20 protein-coding genes and 2 pseudogenes are annotated in these 19,250 nt (G+C 64.0%); 19 read left to right on the plus strand and 3 right to left on the minus strand.

Annotated features, from left to right (window positions below; translation table 11 throughout):
* The 10 genes from MNAB215_RS14610 to MNAB215_RS14650 all read left to right on the plus strand — a co-directional run bounded on the left by MNAB215_RS14610 (nt 1) and on the right by MNAB215_RS14650 (nt 8,321).
* A complete protein-coding gene (locus MNAB215_RS14610; RefSeq protein ID WP_077079490.1) occupies nt 1-1,452 on the plus strand; it encodes an MCE family protein in 1,452 nt (483 codons plus the stop codon).
* Between the two features lie 154 nt (nt 1,453-1,606).
* On the plus strand, nt 1,607-1,933 hold the full coding sequence (locus tag MNAB215_RS14615) for a tetratricopeptide repeat protein (protein ID WP_342743210.1): 327 nt from the start codon (nt 1,607-1,609) through the stop codon (nt 1,931-1,933).
* A complete protein-coding gene (locus tag MNAB215_RS30685) occupies nt 1,918-2,052 on the plus strand; it encodes a hypothetical protein (RefSeq protein WP_342743211.1) in 135 nt (44 codons plus the stop codon). Before MNAB215_RS14615 ends, MNAB215_RS30685 begins: the two co-directional genes overlap by 16 nt.
* Nucleotides 2,049-2,711 (plus strand): hypothetical protein, encoded by a 663-nt coding sequence (locus tag MNAB215_RS14620; protein ID WP_083743403.1) that lies wholly within the window; start codon nt 2,049-2,051, stop codon nt 2,709-2,711. Before MNAB215_RS30685 ends, MNAB215_RS14620 begins: the two co-directional genes overlap by 4 nt.
* Nucleotides 2,712-2,875: 164 nt before the next feature.
* Complete coding sequence (locus MNAB215_RS30790; protein ID WP_425436454.1) at nt 2,876-3,067, plus strand: DUF732 domain-containing protein; 192 nt, start codon at nt 2,876-2,878, stop codon at nt 3,065-3,067.
* A 654-nt stretch (nt 3,068-3,721) separates the two neighbouring features.
* Nucleotides 3,722-4,831 carry a TIGR03857 family LLM class F420-dependent oxidoreductase gene (locus MNAB215_RS14630; protein ID WP_245830317.1) on the plus strand — a complete coding sequence of 370 codons (1,110 nt, stop codon included), beginning with the start codon at nt 3,722-3,724 and terminating at the stop codon, nt 4,829-4,831.
* A complete protein-coding gene (locus MNAB215_RS14635; RefSeq protein WP_077079491.1) occupies nt 4,828-6,039 on the plus strand; it encodes a phosphotransferase family protein in 1,212 nt (403 codons plus the stop codon). The genes MNAB215_RS14630 and MNAB215_RS14635 overlap by 4 nt, the downstream gene beginning before the upstream one ends.
* A complete protein-coding gene (locus MNAB215_RS14640; RefSeq protein ID WP_077079492.1) occupies nt 5,999-6,940 on the plus strand; it encodes a class I SAM-dependent methyltransferase in 942 nt (313 codons plus the stop codon). The genes MNAB215_RS14635 and MNAB215_RS14640 overlap by 41 nt, the downstream gene beginning before the upstream one ends.
* 282 nt (nt 6,941-7,222) lie before the next feature.
* On the plus strand, nt 7,223-7,819 hold the full coding sequence (locus tag MNAB215_RS14645) for a TetR/AcrR family transcriptional regulator (protein ID WP_077079493.1): 597 nt from the start codon (nt 7,223-7,225) through the stop codon (nt 7,817-7,819).
* Nucleotides 7,820-8,018: 199 nt separating this feature from the next.
* Complete coding sequence (locus MNAB215_RS14650; protein ID WP_077079494.1) at nt 8,019-8,321, plus strand: MmpS family transport accessory protein; 303 nt, start codon at nt 8,019-8,021, stop codon at nt 8,319-8,321.
* A 59-nt stretch (nt 8,322-8,380) separates the two neighbouring features.
* Here MNAB215_RS14650 and MNAB215_RS14655 read toward each other — a convergent pair.
* A pseudogene (locus MNAB215_RS14655) lies at nt 8,381-8,536 on the minus strand (MaoC family dehydratase); the annotation flags it as partial.
* 183 nt (nt 8,537-8,719) lie between these two features.
* Between MNAB215_RS14655 and MNAB215_RS30535 the strand changes: the two are divergent.
* The 4 genes and pseudogenes from MNAB215_RS30535 to MNAB215_RS14670 all read left to right on the plus strand — a co-directional run.
* A pseudogene (locus MNAB215_RS30535) lies at nt 8,720-9,139 on the plus strand (thiamine pyrophosphate-dependent enzyme); the annotation flags it as partial.
* Between the two features lie 115 nt (nt 9,140-9,254).
* A complete protein-coding gene (locus MNAB215_RS30540; protein ID WP_281253359.1) occupies nt 9,255-9,362 on the plus strand; it encodes a hypothetical protein in 108 nt (35 codons plus the stop codon).
* A complete protein-coding gene (locus tag MNAB215_RS29955) occupies nt 9,359-9,475 on the plus strand; it encodes a 2-oxo acid dehydrogenase subunit E2 (protein ID WP_083743405.1) in 117 nt (38 codons plus the stop codon). The genes MNAB215_RS30540 and MNAB215_RS29955 overlap by 4 nt, the downstream gene beginning before the upstream one ends.
* Nucleotides 9,476-9,486: 11 nt before the next feature.
* Nucleotides 9,487-10,632: an acyl-CoA dehydrogenase family protein gene (locus MNAB215_RS14670; protein ID WP_077079495.1), complete on the plus strand. Its 1,146-nt coding sequence runs from the start codon at nt 9,487-9,489 to the stop codon at nt 10,630-10,632.
* A 289-nt stretch (nt 10,633-10,921) separates the two neighbouring features.
* Here MNAB215_RS14670 and MNAB215_RS14675 read toward each other — a convergent pair whose 3' ends face one another.
* Together MNAB215_RS14675 and MNAB215_RS14680 are read right to left on the minus strand one after the other, a co-directional pair.
* Nucleotides 10,922-11,806, minus strand: coding sequence for an acyl-CoA thioesterase domain-containing protein (locus tag MNAB215_RS14675; protein WP_077079496.1), 885 nt, complete (start codon nt 11,804-11,806; stop codon nt 10,922-10,924).
* A 536-nt stretch (nt 11,807-12,342) separates the two neighbouring features.
* Nucleotides 12,343-13,512: an amidohydrolase family protein gene (locus MNAB215_RS14680; RefSeq protein WP_425436537.1), complete on the minus strand. Its 1,170-nt coding sequence runs from the start codon at nt 13,510-13,512 to the stop codon at nt 12,343-12,345.
* 275 nt (nt 13,513-13,787) lie between these two features.
* On the opposite strand from MNAB215_RS14680, the gene MNAB215_RS14685 reads away from it, so the two are divergent.
* Genes MNAB215_RS14685 through MNAB215_RS14705 form a run of 5 tightly spaced genes read left to right on the plus strand, consistent with a single transcriptional unit; the run spans nt 13,788 to nt 19,189 of the window.
* The gene (locus MNAB215_RS14685) at nt 13,788-14,594 is read left to right on the plus strand and encodes an enoyl-CoA hydratase/isomerase family protein (RefSeq protein WP_077079498.1); all 807 of its coding nucleotides are present in this window, start codon (nt 13,788-13,790) and stop codon (nt 14,592-14,594) included.
* Nucleotides 14,594-15,772 (plus strand): acyl-CoA dehydrogenase family protein, encoded by a 1,179-nt coding sequence (locus MNAB215_RS14690; protein WP_245830318.1) that lies wholly within the window; start codon nt 14,594-14,596, stop codon nt 15,770-15,772. Before MNAB215_RS14685 ends, MNAB215_RS14690 begins: the two co-directional genes overlap by 1 nt.
* Nucleotides 15,769-16,776, plus strand: a complete 1,008-nt coding sequence (locus tag MNAB215_RS14695; RefSeq protein ID WP_216823740.1) for an acyl-CoA dehydrogenase family protein — start codon at nt 15,769-15,771, stop codon at nt 16,774-16,776. The genes MNAB215_RS14690 and MNAB215_RS14695 overlap by 4 nt, the downstream gene beginning before the upstream one ends.
* Nucleotides 16,773-18,068, plus strand: coding sequence for an acyl-CoA dehydrogenase family protein (locus tag MNAB215_RS14700; protein ID WP_245830319.1), 1,296 nt, complete (start codon nt 16,773-16,775; stop codon nt 18,066-18,068). Before MNAB215_RS14695 ends, MNAB215_RS14700 begins: the two co-directional genes overlap by 4 nt.
* Entirely contained in the window at nt 18,065-19,189 is a 1,125-nt protein-coding gene (locus MNAB215_RS14705; protein WP_077079500.1) for an acyl-CoA dehydrogenase family protein, read from the plus strand. Before MNAB215_RS14700 ends, MNAB215_RS14705 begins: the two co-directional genes overlap by 4 nt.
* Nucleotides 19,190-19,250 lie beyond the last annotated feature (61 nt).

Genomic DNA, 19,250 nt, shown 5'->3' on the forward strand with positions numbered 1-19,250 from the left:
ATGAGGTTGAGCAGGCAAATCTGGTTAAAACTGGGCGCCTTCACGCTGGTGTCGATCGTCGCTGGCTGGGTCACAGTGTTTGACTACATCAAGCCGGAGAACTTGATACCCGGGGTCGGGCATTACACCGTGACCATCGAGCTCCCGGAGTCAGGTGGACTCTACAAAAGCGGCAACGTCACCTACCGCGGCACCGAAGTGGGCCGGGTCCAAGATGTGCGACTGACCTCCACCGGCGTCGCTGCCGTGCTGTCGCTTAAGTCGGGGATCGACATCCCGTCGGATCTCGACGCGCAAGTGCACAGCCAATCGTCGGTCGGCGAACAATACGTCGCCCTGCTGCCGCGCGACGGCAACTCCCGGCCGCTGCGTCAGGGCGACGTGATACCGCGAAGCCGCACGTCGGTGCCAGTCGACATCAACTCGCTACTAGATGCCACCAACACAGCGTTGGCGGCCATCCCGCACGACAACCTGAAAACCGTGATCGACGAAAGCTATATCGCCGTCGGCGGCCTCGGGCCGGAAATCCGCCGGATCATCAAGGGATCGACGGCCCTTGCCATCGACGCGAGGAAGAATCTGGACCCCTTGACCAATTTGATCGACCAATCCCAACCCGTGCTGGACTCACAGGCCGACACGTCCAGCTCGATCCGGGCATGGACAGCGAATCTGGCTACCGTGACCGGGGAGCTGCAGACACAGGACTCGGCCGTCGCGGGGCTGCTCGAAAAGGGCGCCCAGGCCGCCGACGAGGCCCGACGACTATTCGAGCGGTTGCAGCCTACGCTACCGATCGTGCTCGCCAACCTAGTCAGCGTCGATCAGGTGGCGATCACCTACCGCAACGACATCGAGCAGTTGTTGGTGCTGCTGCCCCAAGGAACGGCCATGATGGCGGGAGCGCTTGTTCCTAACCTGGACACCAAGCAGCCATACAGAGGGTTCTACCTCGACTTCAGTCTCAACCTGAACTTGCCGCCACCATGCACCACGGGCTTCCTCCCGGTCCAGCAGCGGCGGGTGGCCACCGAGGTCGATTACCCCCCTCGCCCGGCTGGCGACCTGTATTGCCGGGTGCCGCAGGACTCACTCTGGGATGTGCGTGGCGTGCGGAATACGCCCTGTGAAACCGTTCCGGGCAAGCGCGCCCCGACAGTGAAGATGTGTGAAAGCGATGAGCAATACGTACCGCTCAACGACGGTATGAACTGGAAGGGCGACCCGAACGCAACCCTGTCAGGCCAGGGGATACCGCAACTACCGGCACCCCCGGGCACACCGTCACCGGGACCAGCGCCACCTCCAATAGCCGCCCTAACTTACGACCCAGCCACGGGAACCTACCTAGGTCCGGATGGACACCTATACACGCAAGCCAACCTGGCACACAATGCCCCGAAGGAGCAGACATGGCAGTCGATGCTGATGCCGCCCACCGGAAACTGAAAGAACCCAGCGATCCTGTCCTCCGCGAGGCCGCGCTAGAGACGGCGCCGGTAAAGACAATGCCGCATTCCCCGAAGAGGTCACCGAACTTGGTGATGCGCAGCCCGAAACGCCACGCGGATCGGGCATTCGGATGGGGTTAGTTATCGGAACAATGGTCGTCGTATCTCTCGCCGGGCTCGTCGGTTGGCTCGGTTTTCGTGCCCACCAATCACATCGGGCCGAGCAGCAGCGCCAACTCCTCCTGGAGGTAGGCCGGCAGGGGGCGCTGAATTTGACCACCGCCAGCTACACCGAGGCGGAGCCCGATGTGCAGCGGATCCTGGATTCGGCCACCAGGACGTTCTGCGACGACTCCAAGAAACACTCACCGGCGTTCAGCGAAGTGGTCAAACAGGCCCAGTCGAATTCCCAGGGCACCGTCACGAGGCCGGCTGGGAGTCCGACGACAGTAATCAAGCTCAAGTGCTGGTCGCCGTGACGGTGAAGACCTCCACCGCCGGGGCCGCCGAGCAGCAGCCGCGGCGTTGGCGCATGCGCATCAGTGTGCAAAAGGTCGGTGACGGCGCCACGGTGTCCAACGTTGAGTTCGTGCAATGAGCAAGACGAAGATCACCGACGGCACGGCGACCGGCACCGAGGACGCCGCGGCGGTCGATGCCCGACCAGTGACCCAGGCGCAGATCATCGAAGGAGAAGCCGAAGCCGCGCCGATCGCGGACTCCGAGGACGACTCCGACGACCGCAGCTCCGAAGGTCCGGCGGTTTTGCGCGGTGCGCGGTGGGGTCGGGTGGTGGCCTACGGGGTGCTGCCCGCGTTGGCGCTGCTGCTCGCGATGGCGGCGGGCTACCTGAAGTGGCTGGACTCCTCGGTGCGTGATTCCCAGGAGGCGCGTATCGAATCGGTGCGCGCGGCAACCGACGGCACGGTGGCGTTGCTGTCCTACAAGCCCGACACCGTCGACAAGGACCTGGGCGGCGCCCGCGACCGGCTGACCGGGAGTTTCAAGGACGCCTACACGTCGCTCACCCGCGATGTGGTGATCCCCGGGGCCAAGCAAAAGCAGATCTCGGCGGCGGCTAGCGTGCCCGCTGCGGCGTCGGTGTCGACGACTGCAAACCATGCCGTGGTGCTGGTTTTCGTCAATCAGACCGTGATCATCGGCAACGACGCACCCACCGATACGGCCTCCAGCGTCAGGGTGACGCTGGACAAAATCGGGGATCGCTGGCTGATCTCCGGATTCGATCCGGTCTAAGGGCGGAGGTCAGGTGGTGAAGCCGTGAAGACACCGAAGTCATTGGCCAGCCTGATGCCGGCACGGCAGCGTTCACGTGCGCCCGCAGCGCTCACGTGCGCCGGCACCGTCGCGAGTGCTCCCCATTCCCGCGCCGTTGCGGTGGCGTACCTGATCAACGTCACGTGCGACCCGGCTACAACTTCGCCAATGCCGACGACGCACTGGCCTATGGGCACGGCATCTGCGACAAGGTCGCCCAGGGCCGCACCTATGCGCAGATCATGGGCGATGTCAAAGCCGACTCCAGACCGCAGACCAATACCAGGCGTCGTATGTTGATCACCAAGTCGGTCAACGAATTATGCCCCGCATGATCCAAGCCGCCGCGTCGCGCGGGTCCGCACTGGCGATGGTTACGACGCTGGTCGCCCCGGCGATGTCCGGCCGCGCCGGCCAGCCTGGTAGGACTTCCTGACAGGGCCCAAGCAGCAGCCGTAACCGCGGCACCCCTTGCTTGCCGAATCCCCGGCGTGAGCCTCGTCGTATGTAGTGGTCCAGGTAGCTGGTAGTCGATGATGCGGGCAGGTGACGGTCGGTTTCGACGCTTGACGTAATTTGCTTATGAAAATAAAGTATCACCGTGGTGCGCAGCGAGACGACGGTGTTCGGCGCCTTGGGTGCGACCGTCGTGCGGTGCGGGAAGCAAAGGATGCGTCACAGCGTCCCAAACTGGCAGTCCCACCGGCTCAATCACACCGTCACGAAGTACTGTCCCAGGTGGAACCGGGTGGGCATGCAGACGCAGGTTCTACGCCCTCATAGTCCCCTCAATGCGTCGGGCGTTCATCATTGTAGGAAGCGGAGGCGCCGCACCAAGAGTTCGCCGAACAGCGGCGCCTGCGGACACCGACCACACCACCAATCGGTACCGCCGACAGCCTCGCTGGTTAGAGTCCCGTCGTCATCGGAACGTAATAGTTACAACTCGCCGCGATGAACACGACAGAGCCCGCAGGGTACGACCGGCGATGACCGACGGCGTAAAGTATGGCCCCAACCGGCCGCACGACACTCCTTTGAACATGCGCTGTAGCCGCACGAAGCACGTAATTCCGGAGCTGGGTGCTTACGTTTTGCCAGGACGGATTACGGATGTGCGGCCAGGTCTACAGCAAGCCGCGATCGGCGAGCGCATCGGCCTGGGCAGTGTCTGGGTTTCTGAACGCTGGGAAACCAAAGAGATCGGCGCCACCCTGGGCGCCCTCACCCAAAACACGTCACGCGTGACGCTGGTGGCTGGAGTCACGCACTTCGGTACGCGGCACCCCGTCGTTTTGGCCGGAATGGCATCGACCTTGCAGGCGTTGTCGGACAACCGCCTAGTACTCGGCTTTGGGCGCAACGTAGCGGGCATGTGGCGGGATCTCGGGGTCCCCACCCCGGTCGGTGCCGCGATCAAGGATTATGCCGACATCTTTCGCGCGCTCTGGCGCGGTGAAACCGTTAGCTATGACGGCCCAGCCGGCCGCTATCCTCGAGTACGTTTGGCTGACACTCCTGCCGTGGCGCCTCCGCTGATCCTGGCGGCAATCGGGCCGAATTCTCTGCATCTGGCCGGCGCACACTTCGACGGTGCAGTGCTGCATCCTTTTCTGACGACCGACGGAGTCGCCCGGTCTGCTGCGATGGTGCGCGATGCGGCCAAGGAAGCCGGACGAGATCCGGAGAGGGTTAAAATCTACGCGGAGGTCGTCGTCGCGCCTGACTGCAGCGACGACCAGATCACCAACATCGTGCGTGCTCGCGCTGCAACCTACTTCACCCTACGGGACCTGGCCCGTCATATCATCACCGCAAATTGCTGGGATCCATCGCCAGTGCACCAACTACTGGCAGATTCGCGCTTTGCGAACCTTGAACTACAAGCCGGTACCCCCGAACAGTTGCGCGCTCGCTCACTTGAAGCGGTCTCTCTGCTTCCAGATGACTGGATATCCACGGGCGCGGCGATTGGGTCGGCAGCACAAGTCGCCGCACGACTGCATGAGTATCGCGCAGCGGGAGCCGACGAGATTGTGCTGCACGGAACGACGACCGACCGGCTCGGTCCGCTACTGAAGGTCTACGCGAAATCGTGAACGAAATCACTTCAGACCACAAGTACGAAGCCCTCGCGGCATGGCTGGTGGACAAGTTACCGGCAACCGGCGTCTGTGTCACCGCACTCACCCTCGCCGGTACCGGCAATTCGGCGCAGACTTTCTTCGCTAAAGCAAGCTGCGTCCAAGGCGGCACGCCAACCGAGCTTGAATTGGTCATCCGCCGACAGAATCAGGGCAGCGACTTTTTCCTCGATGCAGACCTTGATCTGCCTTACCAGATGATGCGCGTCGTCGCGGAATGCTCCGATGTGCCCGTGCCGCGCATGGTCGGTATCGAGCGGGACGGGGCGGTGCTCGGTGCGCCGTTCCTGGTTATGCACAAGTGCGAAGGTCGCGTCGTGCACCAGGTCCCCAACTACAACGTGCAGGGATGGTTGAAGGACCTGCCCACAGACCAGCGCGGAACAGTTTGGCGTAATGGGCTGCACGTGCTTGCCCGTATCCACCAACTTGATTGGACCCAGGGATTCAACTTCCTCAACCAGCCCGCACGCGGAGCCCCTGGACTCGACCAGTACCTGCACATGGTTACCGATTGGTATCGGTGGGCGCGCGGCGACCGGGAACACCCCGTGTCTGACGCAGCTATCGATTTTCTCATGCGCGAGTGTCCCACCGAGGCCCCGGTTGGGGTCCTGTGGGGTGATCCGACGTCGGCGAACATGCTGTTCCGCGACGACCTGACGGTAAGCGCCGTAATAGATTGGGAGATGGCCGCTCTTGGCCCACCCGAGGTCGACGTCGCTTGGTGGCTGTTCTTCGACGATCTTTTCAGCCTCGGAATGGGCGTGCCCCGTCTCGCCGGGCTTCCGGACCGCGCCACCACGATCGCTTGGTACGAAACGTACGCGGGGACCAAGCTCGCAGACCTGCACTGGTACGACGTATTGGCCGCCTTGCGGATGGCGATTATCGGCATGCGTGCAGCCGACCGCCAGATCGGCTTGGGCCGCATTCCCGAAAGCACCACTGCTCGTACACATTCTCCATTCATGAGGATGCTCGCCGCCAAACTGGGTGAGCCGCAACCAGAGGTCGGACAGGACTTCATCGACCTGATGAGGGCAATGGGGATGGATGAACCCGGGCCCGGCGTGACGGCCAGCAATGGGAATGGACGAGGGCAGTGGAAAGGTCAAAAGTATGAAGCGTTCAGACAACGACACCTGGGATCTGGCATCTAGTGTGGGAGCCACCGCGACAATGGTGGCCGCGGGCAGGGCTCGTGCCACCAATGCGGAGAATCCACTTATCGAGGACCGGTTCGCCGAGCCGCTGGTGGCCGCAGTCGGCGTCGAATTCTTCACCCGGTGGGCTACTGGCGAGCTCGACGTCGCCGAGGTTGATCTCCCCAACGCCCCATGGGGCCTGCAGCGTATGACCGACATGATGGTGGCGCGCACCCGCTACTTCGACGCGTTCTTTTCCGATGCGGCTGGTGCAGGCATCCGCCAGGCGGTGATCTTGGCTTCCGGCTTGGACGCACGTGGCTACCGGCTGTCGTGGCCGTCCAACATGACGGTGTTTGAGATTGATCAACCGCAGGTTATCGAGTTCAAGATCACCACGCTGGCCGACATGGGCGCCGAACCGGCAGCTGACTTGCGGGCGGTTCCGATTGATCTGCGCCACGATTGGCCGACCGCGCTGGTGCAGGCCGGTTTCGACGCCAGCCTGCCCAGCGCCTGGCTCGCCGAAGGTCTGCTCGCCTTCCTGCCGCCTGAAGCTCAAGACCGCTTGCTGGACAACATCACCGCACTCAGTACCGTTGGCAGCCGGCTGGCGGCGGAGATCTTTATGAACGCGCCGGATGGCGCTGCGCAAGCCGAGATGATGCGAACCTATACCCAGCGGTGGCGCGACCATGGACTCGACCTCGACCCCACCGAGTTGCGCTATGACGGCGAACGCAACGACGTCGCAACCTATCTGGACAGCCACGGCTGGCGTTCGGTCCGCACTTCGCTGAGCCAGTTGCTGGCCGACAACGGACTACCGCCGCTACCAGACAACGAAGACGCACTGTTCTTCCGCGAGAACTACTACTGCACGTCGATCTTCGGCAAGGAGGCCAATGGCAACTGAGCACCTCGACCAGGTGGGCGTGCTCCAGCGTATGCCCTAACCGCTGCATCCAAGGACGACACCATCCTCTTCGACGACCCCCGCGGCGGACAGCATCGCGACTCCCTAGACCCGCGTAGCCACCCTGTTTGGTCCTGTGATGTATTGACGTTGAATGATCTTGCGGTACAAGCTCTTCCGGGATCGGGGAGTAGAATGCGAGATGGTGTGTCGAAATGAGGCTGGCCATAACGTTTACCTTGAGCGGCGGATTGGGTGCTCTAGGACGGTGCTGATTTCACTGTGACCCGTATCGCCGATCGTGCCGCGGACTTCTCACCGTGGTCGCCGCGGGAGACCGAGTTGCTTGCGGTGACCTTGCGGCTGCTACAGCAACACGGGTGTGACGGGTTGACGGTGGACGCGGTCGCGGCCGCGGCCCGGGCCAGCAAGGCCACGGTGTATCGGCGTTGGCCATCGAAGGCCGAATTGGTGTTGGCCGCGTTCATCGAGGGGATCCGCCAGGTCGTGGTTCCGCCTGATGTCGGCACACTGCGGGGCGATTTGCTGAAACTGGGGGAGCTGGTGTGCCAGCAGGCCCGCACGCACGCCAGCACCATCCGCGCGGTGCTTGTCGAGGTGTCGCGTAACCCCGCGCTCAACGACGCATTGCAGCACCAGTTCCTCGAGCAGCGGAAAGCCTTGATCCAGCACATCCTCCAGCAGGCCATCGACCGCGGTGAGATCGCCGGCGCCGCCATCAGCGACGAACTCTGGGACTTGCTGCCCGGCTACCTGATATTTAGGTCGATCATGCCCGGCCGGCCCCCCACCGGTCGCACCGTGCAAGCACTCGTCGATGACGTCATCATCCCCAACCTGACCCGACCTACCGGGTAACGCGGCGGTTTGGGCTACCGATTTGCCGACCGGTCGCCCGGTAAACGACCGATGGACGATGGGCGGACGTGGACTCCGTCATGTCTTGCCTTGTCCGGTCCGCTCTCAGCGCAGGAAGGATGTCCTAGCCTGAAGCGATCGTATCGCCGGTTATCGAAAGGCAAAAGGGTGTATGGGATTTCGATTGGTAGCTGGTCAAATGAGGGTGGATGCTGCTGGTCGCCGTGGCGTAGGTCGCGGTCGCGGGGGCTGCGCGTGTATCGGCTGTACGGTATCTTCGGCGGCTCATCACACCACGTCGGCTGGCAGTCGCGTCTCGAATCACATCACTCTGTTTAGCCCGAAGCGGGTGGTCCTTGAGGTTTTTGGCCCGCCGGGCACGGTGGCAACTAATCACTATTTGGATGTCAATGCTCAGCGGCAACCACGGTGGGGCCGGTATAACCTTGGCTCCTCAATGCGCCGCCTTGGTGCCGAGGCGCTGCCCCGGTTGGGCGAGTGACAGGATTGAGATTGGTACGTGTGGGCCATCATCGCCATGCAGTCATTGCGGCTCCGACAGGTGTTCATGGTGAGCGTGGTGAACAGCACGTTATCCGCCTCGGTGAGGATGGGCCCGGGGCGGTGCAGATAGAGAACACCCAGTTCGAACTCCTCGATCCACATGCCGCGCTGCACGAAGGTCTTCGATTGACCAATCAAGGGCCCGCGTCGCATTGATCATAAGTTATTGATAGTGTCTCATTGCTATAGTCTATGGTGAGCGCTCGGGGTGCTTCGCCTTTGTGATCAAGGAGGCCGGTTTGCCCCTGACGCCCACGACCATCGACCTCGAGGGTTATCCTCGTCGGCCCGGACGGAAAGTCCACGGCAGAAGCACGGTACAACCGGGAGCTGCCGGTGGAGACCCTGTGCTGGCTCTACGAGTTGATCGTCGTCACCCGCGACCTCGACGGTGAATTCGTCAACCTGCAGCGACTGGGCGACCTAGCGTTGTTTCCCTCATACCGCGGTCAGGACGCCGCCCAGATCGGCGCCACGGCGTGCCTGGGCGAGGCCCATTGGCTGTTTCCGCAGTACCGCGAACTCGGCGTGTTTATTCTGCGTGGAATACCGCCGGGCAATGTCGGGGCCGCCTGGCGGGGAGGTGGCACGGCGGTTTGGAGTTCACCAAGAAGTGCTGCGCATCGATGTCGATTCCCATTCGGGACGTACGGGTTGCACGCGGTCGGGGCTGCTATGGTCGCACAACGCCTCGGCGAGGACTCGGTCGCGGTGGCACATCTCGGTGACGGCGTCATCAAAGAGGGCGACGTACACGAGGCCCTCAATTTCGCCGCGGTGTTCAAGGGGCCGCGCATCTTTTATGTGCAGAACAATCCTGAGCAAGCAGCTGGTGGCATTGTCCATCGCGCACAAGGCGGTTGGGTACGGGATGCCTGGCATTCGCGTGGACGGCAACGACCTGTTGGCTTGCTACGCGGTGATGGCGGACAACGTGCAGTGGTGGTCGACAGCGCGGTTGTCGCGCGGCCGACGATGACGCTAACCTCCGCATTCGACCACCGCATCGCCGACGGCGCCCAGGTAGCCCAATTCCTTTGCACGACACAAGAACTCCTCGAATCTCCTGAAATGGTCCTGCTTGATTTGTAGAGAGGTTCCCGGTGAAACGCTACCTTTTTGATGACGACCACGAGGCCTTCCGGGTTACGGTCCGCGACTTCTACGTCGACCAAGTGGTGCCCGAGTACACGAACTGGGAACGCAAAGGAGTGCCGCCCCGGCACTTTTGGAAGGCCGCGGGCAAACTGGGGCTGCTCAGCATCCAGGTTCCCAAAGAATATGGTGGTGCCGGGCGGGGCGGCTTTCTGTTCAACGTCATCCTCACCGAGGAGTCCCGGCGCGCCGGAATCGAACTCGACAGCTTCCGAATGCACACTGACATCACCATGCCGTATTTCCTGCGGGTCGCTAACGCTGAGCAGCAGAGCCGCTGGCTTCCGCGGCTGGTGGGCGGCGACGCCGTCGCGGCGCTAGCGACGGCGGACGTTGGTGCGGGCTGTGACGATAAAGCCTTGACTGTCAGGGCCATTCGCGACGGCCGCAACTATATTGTTTACGGGTCGAGGACGTTGGCCTGCGACGGTGCCGACGCCGACCTCATCGTTACCCCGGTTACGACCAACCCGGCAGCCGGCCGCGACGGCCTGAGCTTGCTGGTCATCGACGGCAATAGCCCCCGCCTCACCCGTGGCCCCAAACTGGACAAGGTCGGCCCGAGGACCCGCGGCCTGGCAATGTTGATCTTCGACGACGTCGTCGTGCCCGCGGAGAACCTGCTCGGCGAGGAAGGCCGCGGGTTCAGCTACCTGATCGAGAACGTCGCTCAGGAGCGGCTGTCGATCGCCGTCAACAGTCACGCTACGGCGGTGAAGGAACTGCACGACACCATCGAATACGCCAAGGACCGCAAGGCTTTCGGCGCTGCGGTGTCGTCGTCCCAGCAGACCAAGTTCCTGCTCGCCACGTGTGTCACCGACATCGAAGCTGGCCAGTCGCTGCTGGACCGCGCCCTAGTCGCCCACGAGAGCGATGAACTTTCCGCGGCCGACGCGGCAATCGTCAAGCTGTTCTGCACGGAGATGCGCGACCGGGTAGTCGACCGCTGCCTGCAGCTGCGTGGTGACTCCGACGACATGCCGCAGTTTCACCCGATCTTCGCTGCCTACGCCGACGCCGGGCTATCCCCGACCTATGGGGCTTCTTCCGAAGTCATGAAGCTGATTATTGCCCAGTCTCTCGGCATCTGAGGGAATCGTCGGAAGATACCCCTAACTGGGGTACTAGCGGTGGTGAAGTCACGATAGTGGCGGTTGTTGGTTGTATGCGCCTGAGTAGCGCGTCGACGAGGGCCAGCTTCCGCCACGCAGTTTGGGAACCTACATGTTGTTGTAGCGATGGCGATGCGCGCCAGCTGATCTGGCCAATGAGTTGCCAAATGCCGGGATCTGATGGACGAACTGTCCGGAGTGAATTTCAGATTCGGCCACTGTGTCTTCATCCTGGTCAGTTGATTGTTCTCATGCCTGGCGCTAGCGGCTATTCGGCCGACTCGGGCCTGATTGTTAGGGAGGGGGGCGGTGTGAAGCCGGGGTTGGCCAGCGCGGTCGAAACTCCGCTACCGATGGGGCCCTGACGGTCGAAGAACGTGACGACGCCGGTCGCGACGCCTCTGTAGCTGTAGTGCGACATTGATGCGAGCCCGATGTCGGGGCCTATGGGTTGTCGGCTGAGGGTCAGCGTGTAGTCGGCGTTGATGAAGTGAAGCCCATCAGTGCTCCAGTGGGCCAGCGAGCTGGTTACGTCGCCGGCCATTACCGCGCGGATGAACGGAGTGAGCGGTTCGTGGTCGACGAGCTGCTTGGTCTCACGCATCCATGCGAACTTCTGACCGTCGTGTCGCCATTCGTCTACGCCGATGCCGGGAGTGCCGGCGATGGGGTCGCGTCCGTATGCCCACATGAACATCGGGACGTCGCCGGCAAGCGTCCTATTTTCAGGTGGTGGGGCGGGCATGGTGATCGGCGAGGTCCAGACGGTGCCGGGGCCCGGTTCGCTGCGGCGGAGAAATAAGGCGGTGGCACGCGCCACCAGCGTCTCATTCTGCGTCATCACCGCGTCGACGAGCTGGATGCGTCGGCCGTGACGGACGACGTTGGCTTGCACTCGCACGGCGCGCAGGGCGACGGGTCGCAGCAGATCGACGGTTATCCGCGCGGGTTGAAGGTCGGGATCATCGACGATGCGTTCAATGCTTCGGCCGAGCAGCCCACCGACGTAGTTGCCCGCAAGTGACTTACCCCACGGTCCTTTCGTAAGCTTGGTCGGGAGGTATCCATCTCCGTTGCTGACGAAAAAGGAGAGCGGGGCATCGGTTGCAGCGTCGTGCCTTGACGCCGCGGGTGCATCGTCGGGAGCGGTCATTTTTCTCGAACGGGAAGGCGACCGCGAAGGCCTGCGACGCCACCAAGGGCATTCCTACGGTGTGCAATTCGCATAGAGCATGACTGATCACCTGAGACGAAGCGGCTTGCAGCAGTGTCTCTGGCATTCGCGCTCGATAGCGGTTCCATGGGTGTCAGAGCGTGCCCTTTTCACTCGGTGAGATGGCTCTGGCTGAAGGTTTTTTTGTTAAGCCGCTCAGGAGCCGGAAGGCCAACGGCTGCTGCGCGCAAGGGCGGCCTGGCGCGGGCCGCGTTCGAGGGCCACTCGGGTCGGTTGCACTGGCGAGCGCCAGGTTTGGCCGCCTTCCTGCCTGATCCAGACGCAACGAAGGTTGCTTGCTCCATCTGATCGCTCGCGTGGAAGAAATGCCACGCGGGACCTGGCAACGATGAAGCAACAGGGCGGCTGTGTCGCCGCTGAGTCCTAACAAGACGTACCTGGGAAGATCGGATGGGGAAGCGACCCGCATGCCGACCTTGACCTTCGGTGGTGGGTGAACAGCGGTCCCGCTTACGTCAGGCGGGTAGAGCATCGAGGGGTTCTGGGTTTCGGACCGGGATGCCGAGGAGTCGGCGGGCGTTGTCGCCCATGAAGTCTCGGGTGCGTTGTTCATCCATGCCTTCGGCGTATTTGTAGTAGTCCTTTGGTTCGGCGAGTCCTTCGGGGTGGGGGTAGTCGGAGCCAAAGAGCACTTTGTCCCAGCCGACGCGGGTGACGACGTCCTCGACGGAACCTTCCCAGAACGGGCTGACCCAGATGTTGCGGCGGAACACTTCCAGGGGGTGTTCTTCGAAGGCCTGGGGCATCTTGGCGTACATGCTCTCGAAGTCCTCGAACAGCTGGCGGATCCATGCGCTGCCGTTCTCGACGCTGGCGATCCGTAGTTTCGGGAAGCGGGTCAAGGTGCCATGGCAGATGAGACTGACCAGCATGTCGGAGATTTCGCGGTGGCCCAGCACCATCCAGCGGAAGGCGCCCATTTCGAAGAAGCTGCCCGAACCAGCAGGTTCCCACCGGGTGACGTAGCTGTCCAGTGGGGGTTGGCTGGCGTGCAACACCACGGGTATGCCGGCCTGCTCGACGTCGCTCCAGAATGGATCGAACTCGGGAAGAGCCGGCGAGCGCCAACCTCGGTAGCCCTTCACCGGTGCCGGTTTCATCAGCACCGCTTTGGCCCCGTTGTCCAGCACGTATTCCAGCTCGCGACGCGCGTCGTCGACGAGGGCTGCGGTGATCACCGGGGTCATGTACAGCCTGTTTTCGTAGGTGTAGCCCCAGGTTTCGAGCATCCACTGGTTGAGGGCGTGGATGATCGCGACGACCAGTTCGGGGTCCTCGGCGGCCGAGTGTTCGACGAGGTTGGCCAGCGTCGGGTAGACCAGCGCTTCGTCTACGCCGTGGGTGTTCATTATTTCGATCCGGGCGGCCGGGTTGCGGAAGGCCGGGATCGAGTCGATCGGTTTTCCGGTCATCTCCCGCAGGCTCAGTCCCTCGGGGTTCTGTCCGGCGTAGAACTTCTCGTGCGCGCCGGGTGCGGCGACCCGATCGAAAGTGGGGTTCGGGATGAAGTCGGTCACCTTGTCCAGGATGCAGATCCGGGTGTGCCGTCCGATCTGGACGAACTGCACCGCTTTGCGGAACCGTTCGGGGAGGTACTTGGTCAGCGCATCCGGTGTCTCGTACATGTGCTGATCGGCGTCGAAGATTGGGGCATTGGCGAACCGGTCCACGCTTGTTTCCACCTCGCGTTGTCGTTGTTGGGCTGAGAGTAGAGCCGTTTGACAAAACCGTCAAGTAGTCTAACTAGGGCACTGAGCTGGCAGTATTCAGGCCATATGCGGTATGTTATCCGAGGTCTCACCGTCCCTTGACAAAATCGTCAACTGATCGACTACCATGCGGAGAGAGGTGCCGCCAGGTGCTTTGCCGGGTTGCGCGAAGTGCGAGTTATGGGGAGTCAATGCAGAATCCTTTCCAGCCCGAGTTGCTGATCGAGGCGCGCGGTGCGGTGCGTGTCGTCACCCTGAACCGGCCGGAGGCGCTGAACGCCACCAATGAGGCGCTACACGGCGCCTTGCAGTCGGTGTGGGCCCATCTTGCCCAGGACGCCGATGCCCGCGCGGTCGTGCTGACCGGGGCGGGTCGCGCATTCAGTGCCGGCGGTGATTTCGAGCATTTCGTGGAGTTGTGGAACGACCGGCCGCGGCGTCGTCGTGAGATCGATGGCGCCCGGCGTCTGCTGACCGAGATGGTCGATTTTCCGCTGCCGGTGGTGGCCGCAGTCAATGGTCCCGCAGTCGGCTTGGGCTGCAATCTGGCGGTGCTCAGCGACATCGTGCTCATCGCCGAGAGCGCCTACATTTCCGACCCGCACGTCAGTGTCGGTCTGACCGCCGCCGATGGCGGTGCACCGACGTGGCCGTTGCTGATGAGTATGCTGCGCGCCAAGGAGTATCTGTTGACCAGCGAGCGGATACCCGCCGAGCAGGCTGTGGCGCTCGGCCTGGCCAACCGGGTGGTGCCCGATGCGGAGCTTCTGGAGCAGGCGCTGGCGGTGGCGCAGCGGATCGCCGGGTTGCCGCCCCAAGCGGTGCAGAGCACCAAGCGGGCATTGAACATGCATATCAAACGCGCGGTGGCGGGTGTGCTGGAGTACGCGCTGTCCGAGGAGTTCGATTCGTTCGAAACCGTGGAACATCAGGCATTGGTCACCAGTTTCCTGGAGCGCGCGAAAGCCAGGTCAGCGCAAGCAAAGTCGCCGTCATGATGACCGGTACGCCAGTCGTCACCGAGCAGCAGATCTTCACGGACGACCTGTGGGCCTACCGGCAGGCGGTGCGCAGCTACATCTCCAGCGAGCCAGCATTGCAGCGCTGGTGCGGCACTCACTATCCCTCGACCGAAGCACACATGGCCGAGCACGCGGCGCTGATGGCCCAGCTCTTCGCCAGCGGCTGGAGCAGGTACGGGTGGCCGCAGGCGGCCGGCGGTTTCGGAGGCGATGAGCGTCACCGCGCCGTGCTCTACGACGAACTGAGCGCCGCCGGGGTCGACGTGCCCGAGCAACAGATGCTGCTGGAGACGCTGGGACCGGCAGTGCTGCATTACGCCCCCGCCCTGGCGGCCGAGTTCCTGCCCGCCTACCTGGCCGGCGAGGAGTGGTGGTCGCAGTCGTTCTCCGAGCCCGACGCCGGCAGTGACCTCGCCGGTCTGCGCTGCCGGGCGCGCCGCGACCGCGACACCTACGTCGTGTCCGGCCAGAAGATCTGGACCAGCCACGGCGCCACGGCCCGTCGCCTGATCTGCCTGCTGCGGACCGGCACGCTGGAGAGTCGCCACCGCGGCCTGACGATGATCATGATCGACACCGATACCCCCGGAGTTCAGATCGGTCCGATCGCGTTGGCCAGCGGCCAGAACGAGTTGTCGGAAGTGTTCTTCGACGATGTCGTGGTGCCGGCGTCCCGGCTGGTCGGCGCCGAGGGGCAGGGCTGGCAGGTCGCGATGTTCTTGTTGCAGTTCGAGCGGGCGATGTACGCCTGGTTGAGCGCGACGGTGGCCTCGCGCAAGCTGCGGGAGCTGCGGGAGCTGCTGGCCGAACTGCCCGACGGCGGTGTGCGCCGGCTCGGGGAGTGTTACACCGATATCGTCACCCTCAAGGCGCGCAGCGCGCAGACGGTGCGCCGGCTCGCCGCCGGTGAGGCAGTGGGTCCGGAGGCCAGCGTGGACAAGATCCTGTTGGCGACGGCGGAGATAGGGCTGCACGACTTGGCGCGCGATTTGTTGCCGACCGAGTTCCTGTTCGGCGACGGACCTGTGGCCGCGCATTGGCGTGACGACTGGTGGTACAGCAGGGCCTCGACAATCATGGGTGGCTCCGCTGAGGTGCAGCGCGGCATCATCGCCGACCGGGTGCTCTGTCTTCCGAAGGAGACCAGCGCGTGAACGCCCAAGCGGGAACGGGTCTCGACGCGGCGACGCGCGCCGAGATCGCCGGATCGCTGCGGGAGATGTTCGGCAAGCGCAGCGCCGGACAGGATCTGGCGCCGCTGCTGGCTGATCTGGGGTGGGCCGAGGTGCTCGCCGAGGACGCTGGCGCCGCAGTCATGGCGCTGTTCACCGAACATGGTCGGGCACTGGCCAACTCGCGGGCGCTCGACGACGTGGTGCTGGCCGAGTTGCCCGCCGCGGTGTCCGGTGGCCGGCAGCGGGCCGTCATCTACCCGCATCCGGTGGACGGGCCGCTCAGTCTGCGCCGCGACCAGCTGCTGCGCGGGCTGGTGCTGGGGCCGCTCGGCGATGTTGAGGACGTGGTGATCCCGGCGACAGTCGACGGGGGAGCGGTCGCGTTTCTGCTGGTGAGGACTAACGAGTTGACGGTATCGCAGGATCCGATCCGGGGATTTGACCACGACTTGGACTGGCGGACCGTGACCGGGTCATTCCCGGCAGGTGTCGACGCGGTCCCGGCGGGCACGACGTGGGATCGTGCAATGGCGGCCGGACGGCGTGCGCTTGCGGCCGAGATCCTCGGAGTGTGTGAGGCCGCGCTGGAATTGGTGCTCGCGCATGCGACGGCAAGGGTCCAGTTCGGCAGGTCGATCGGCTCGTTTCAAGCGGTTCGCCACCGGCTGGCCGAAGCCTACGTCGCCATGGCCGGTGCCCGGTCGGTGCTGGATAACGCCTACGCGGTGGCGGGCAGCGACGGCGACCCGTGGGCGGCAATCATCGCCAAGATGCGCGCCGGCCACGCCCAGGCTGTCCTGATGCGCCACGCTGTTCAAGTGTTCGGTGCGATCGGCCTGACCGGGGAAAGTGACCTCCACCGATACGTGGAGCGGGCCGCGGCGCTGGACACGCTGTTCGGGGGACACCAGGCGCTGACCGAGGTGATCGGTAGTGCGGTGCTCGACGGCGAGGAAACCGATTCGGCGTTCGAGTTGTTTTGAGCGCACCAACGACCGGAAAAGCGACTGAGGCGACGTCGCCGAGCGCCGCAGCGCCCGCAGACCTGGAATCGTTCGCCGACGCGGCGCGACGGTTCCTGCAGACCACGGCCGCACGCCGCCCGGCTGAGGCCGCGACCGCTGAATGGGGTTCCGGACCTGATCGGATCGCGTATTTCAGCAGCGATCCGCCGGAGATCGACCGCGCCAACGTGGCGGCGGCCCGCGCGTGGCAGCGTCGACGTTATGACGCCGGATTCGGCTGGATCACCGGTCCCCGAGAGTACGGCGGCTGCGGGTTGACCGCGGTCCATGACCTGGTCTACGACAGCATCGAAGCCCAGTACGACGTCCCCGACACCGGTGTGCTCGCGGTCATCGGTCTGGGCATGATCGGGCCGACGATCCTCGCGCACGCCCGCGACCACATCAAGGCCCGCTACCTGCCGGCCATGTATTCCGGCGATGTCATCGCGTGTCAACTGTTCAGCGAACCCGCCGCAGGATCGGATCTGGCCAGCGTCCAGACCAAAGCGATCGCCGACGGTAACGACTGGGTCCTCAACGGGCAGAAGGTCTGGACATCGATCGCCCAGCACGCGCAGATCGGGATGGCGCTGTGCCGCACCGATAATGATGCCCCGAAACACAAAGGGATCACCGCGTTTCTGGTGGACATGTCCGCACCCGGCGTCGAGGTACGGCCCCTTCGGCAGATGACCGGCGGCGCAGACTTCAACGAGGTATTCCTCACCGATGTGCGGGTCCCCGACGATCACCGCCTCGGCACGGTGCACGGCGGGTGGCGCGTCGCGCTGACCACACTGATGAACGAACGCGCCACCGTGGGTGGTGAGGGCTCCGACTCGGTGATCCGCGCCCTCTCGCAGCCCTTTCTGACCAAATTGATGGAAGTCAACGGCCGTCTCGACGACGGCGCGCTGCGACGCGAACTCGCCAAGCTGCTCGCCGATCTGACCGCGAGCCAGTATCTCAACCACCAGGCGTTGCGGCGGCTTCAGTCCGGCCAGGATCCCGGCCCCGAGGGTTCGGTCTCCAAGCTGATGTTCGCTCAGAATCTCACGCGGGCAGCGCATTTCGCCGCTGAGGTGCTCGGACCGAAACTGAGCGCGGACACCGGCGAGTGGGGCACCTACGCGTGGTCGGAGCTGCTGTTGTCGGTGCCGGCACTGCGGATCCTTGGTGGCACTGAGGAAATCATGAAGAACATCCTCGGCGAGAGGGTGCTGGGCCTGCCCAAGGAACCGGCGCCAGGCAAGGACAATCCTCGATGACCGACACCATCAGCCAGGACGACCTCGCCGAGTTGCGCTGCAGCATCCGCGATTTCCTGGCCGCCAAGTCCACCGAGCAACAGTTGCGGTCCGCAATGGAGTCCGCTCGTGGCTGGGATCCACTGGTGTGGTCGCTGCTGACCAGCCAGCTCGGCGTGCAGTCGATGGCCCTGCCGGTCGAGTATGGCGGCGACGGGTACGGTTTCCGCGAGCTGCGGGTGGTGTTGGAGGAAATGGGGCGGGCTCTTCTACCATCCCCGTTCTTCTCGACGGTGGTGCTGGCGAGTTCGGCGTTGCTCGCCGCCGGGGACGCCAGCGTGTGCGCGACGTACCTGACGCGGATCGCCGCGGGGGAGATCACCGCGACCGTCGCGGTGGCCGAAAGCGATGGGCTCTGGCGGACCGACGCGCTCGACACCCGGGCCGTCCTCGCCGAGAACCAGTGGACGCTCAGCGGCCGCAAGGATTTCGTCGTAGACGGTGCGACCGCCGATGTGATCCTGGTGGTGGCCGCCACCGAGGCCGGGCCGAGCCTGTTCGCCGTCGGCGCCGAGGCGGCAGGTTTGACCAGAGCGCCAATGACCACGCTGGACATGACACGCCACCAGGCGACGCTCGCGTTCGACCACACCCCGGCGGTACTGGTGGGCGAACCCGGAGCCGCCGGGACGGTGGTCGAACGCGTGCTCGATCGGGCGATGACCGCCTTGGCCGCCGAGCAGTGCGGCGCCGCCCGCGCCTGCCTGGAGGCAGCCACCGACTATGCGCGGGAACGTACGCAGTTTGGCCGCCCGATCGGCAGCTTTCAGGCCGTCAAACACAAGTGCGCCGAGATGCTGGTGAGGGTCTCACTGGCCGACGCTGCCGCACTCGAGGCGGCCGACGCCGCCGATGGTGCTCCGGACGCACCGCCGTTGGGAATTGCTGCCGCGGTCGCGCATTCGGTGTGCTCGGAGGCACTGATGTTCGTGGCCTCGGAGAACATTCAGGTGCACGGCGGTATCGGATTCACCTGGGAACACCCCGCGCACTTGTACTTTCGGCGGGCCAAATCATCCCAGCTGTGCTTCGGCGGCCCCGCGGTCTACCACGAGCGAGTTCTCCATGCCTTTGGCATCTGAACCGCGGGCCGCTAACGCCCGGGGCGACGTCTTGTCGTAACAGATAAGCGGCCAAATATTG

The organism is Mycobacterium numidiamassiliense (genome assembly GCF_900157365.1).
Classification (GTDB): domain Bacteria; phylum Actinomycetota; class Actinomycetes; order Mycobacteriales; family Mycobacteriaceae; genus Mycobacterium; species Mycobacterium numidiamassiliense.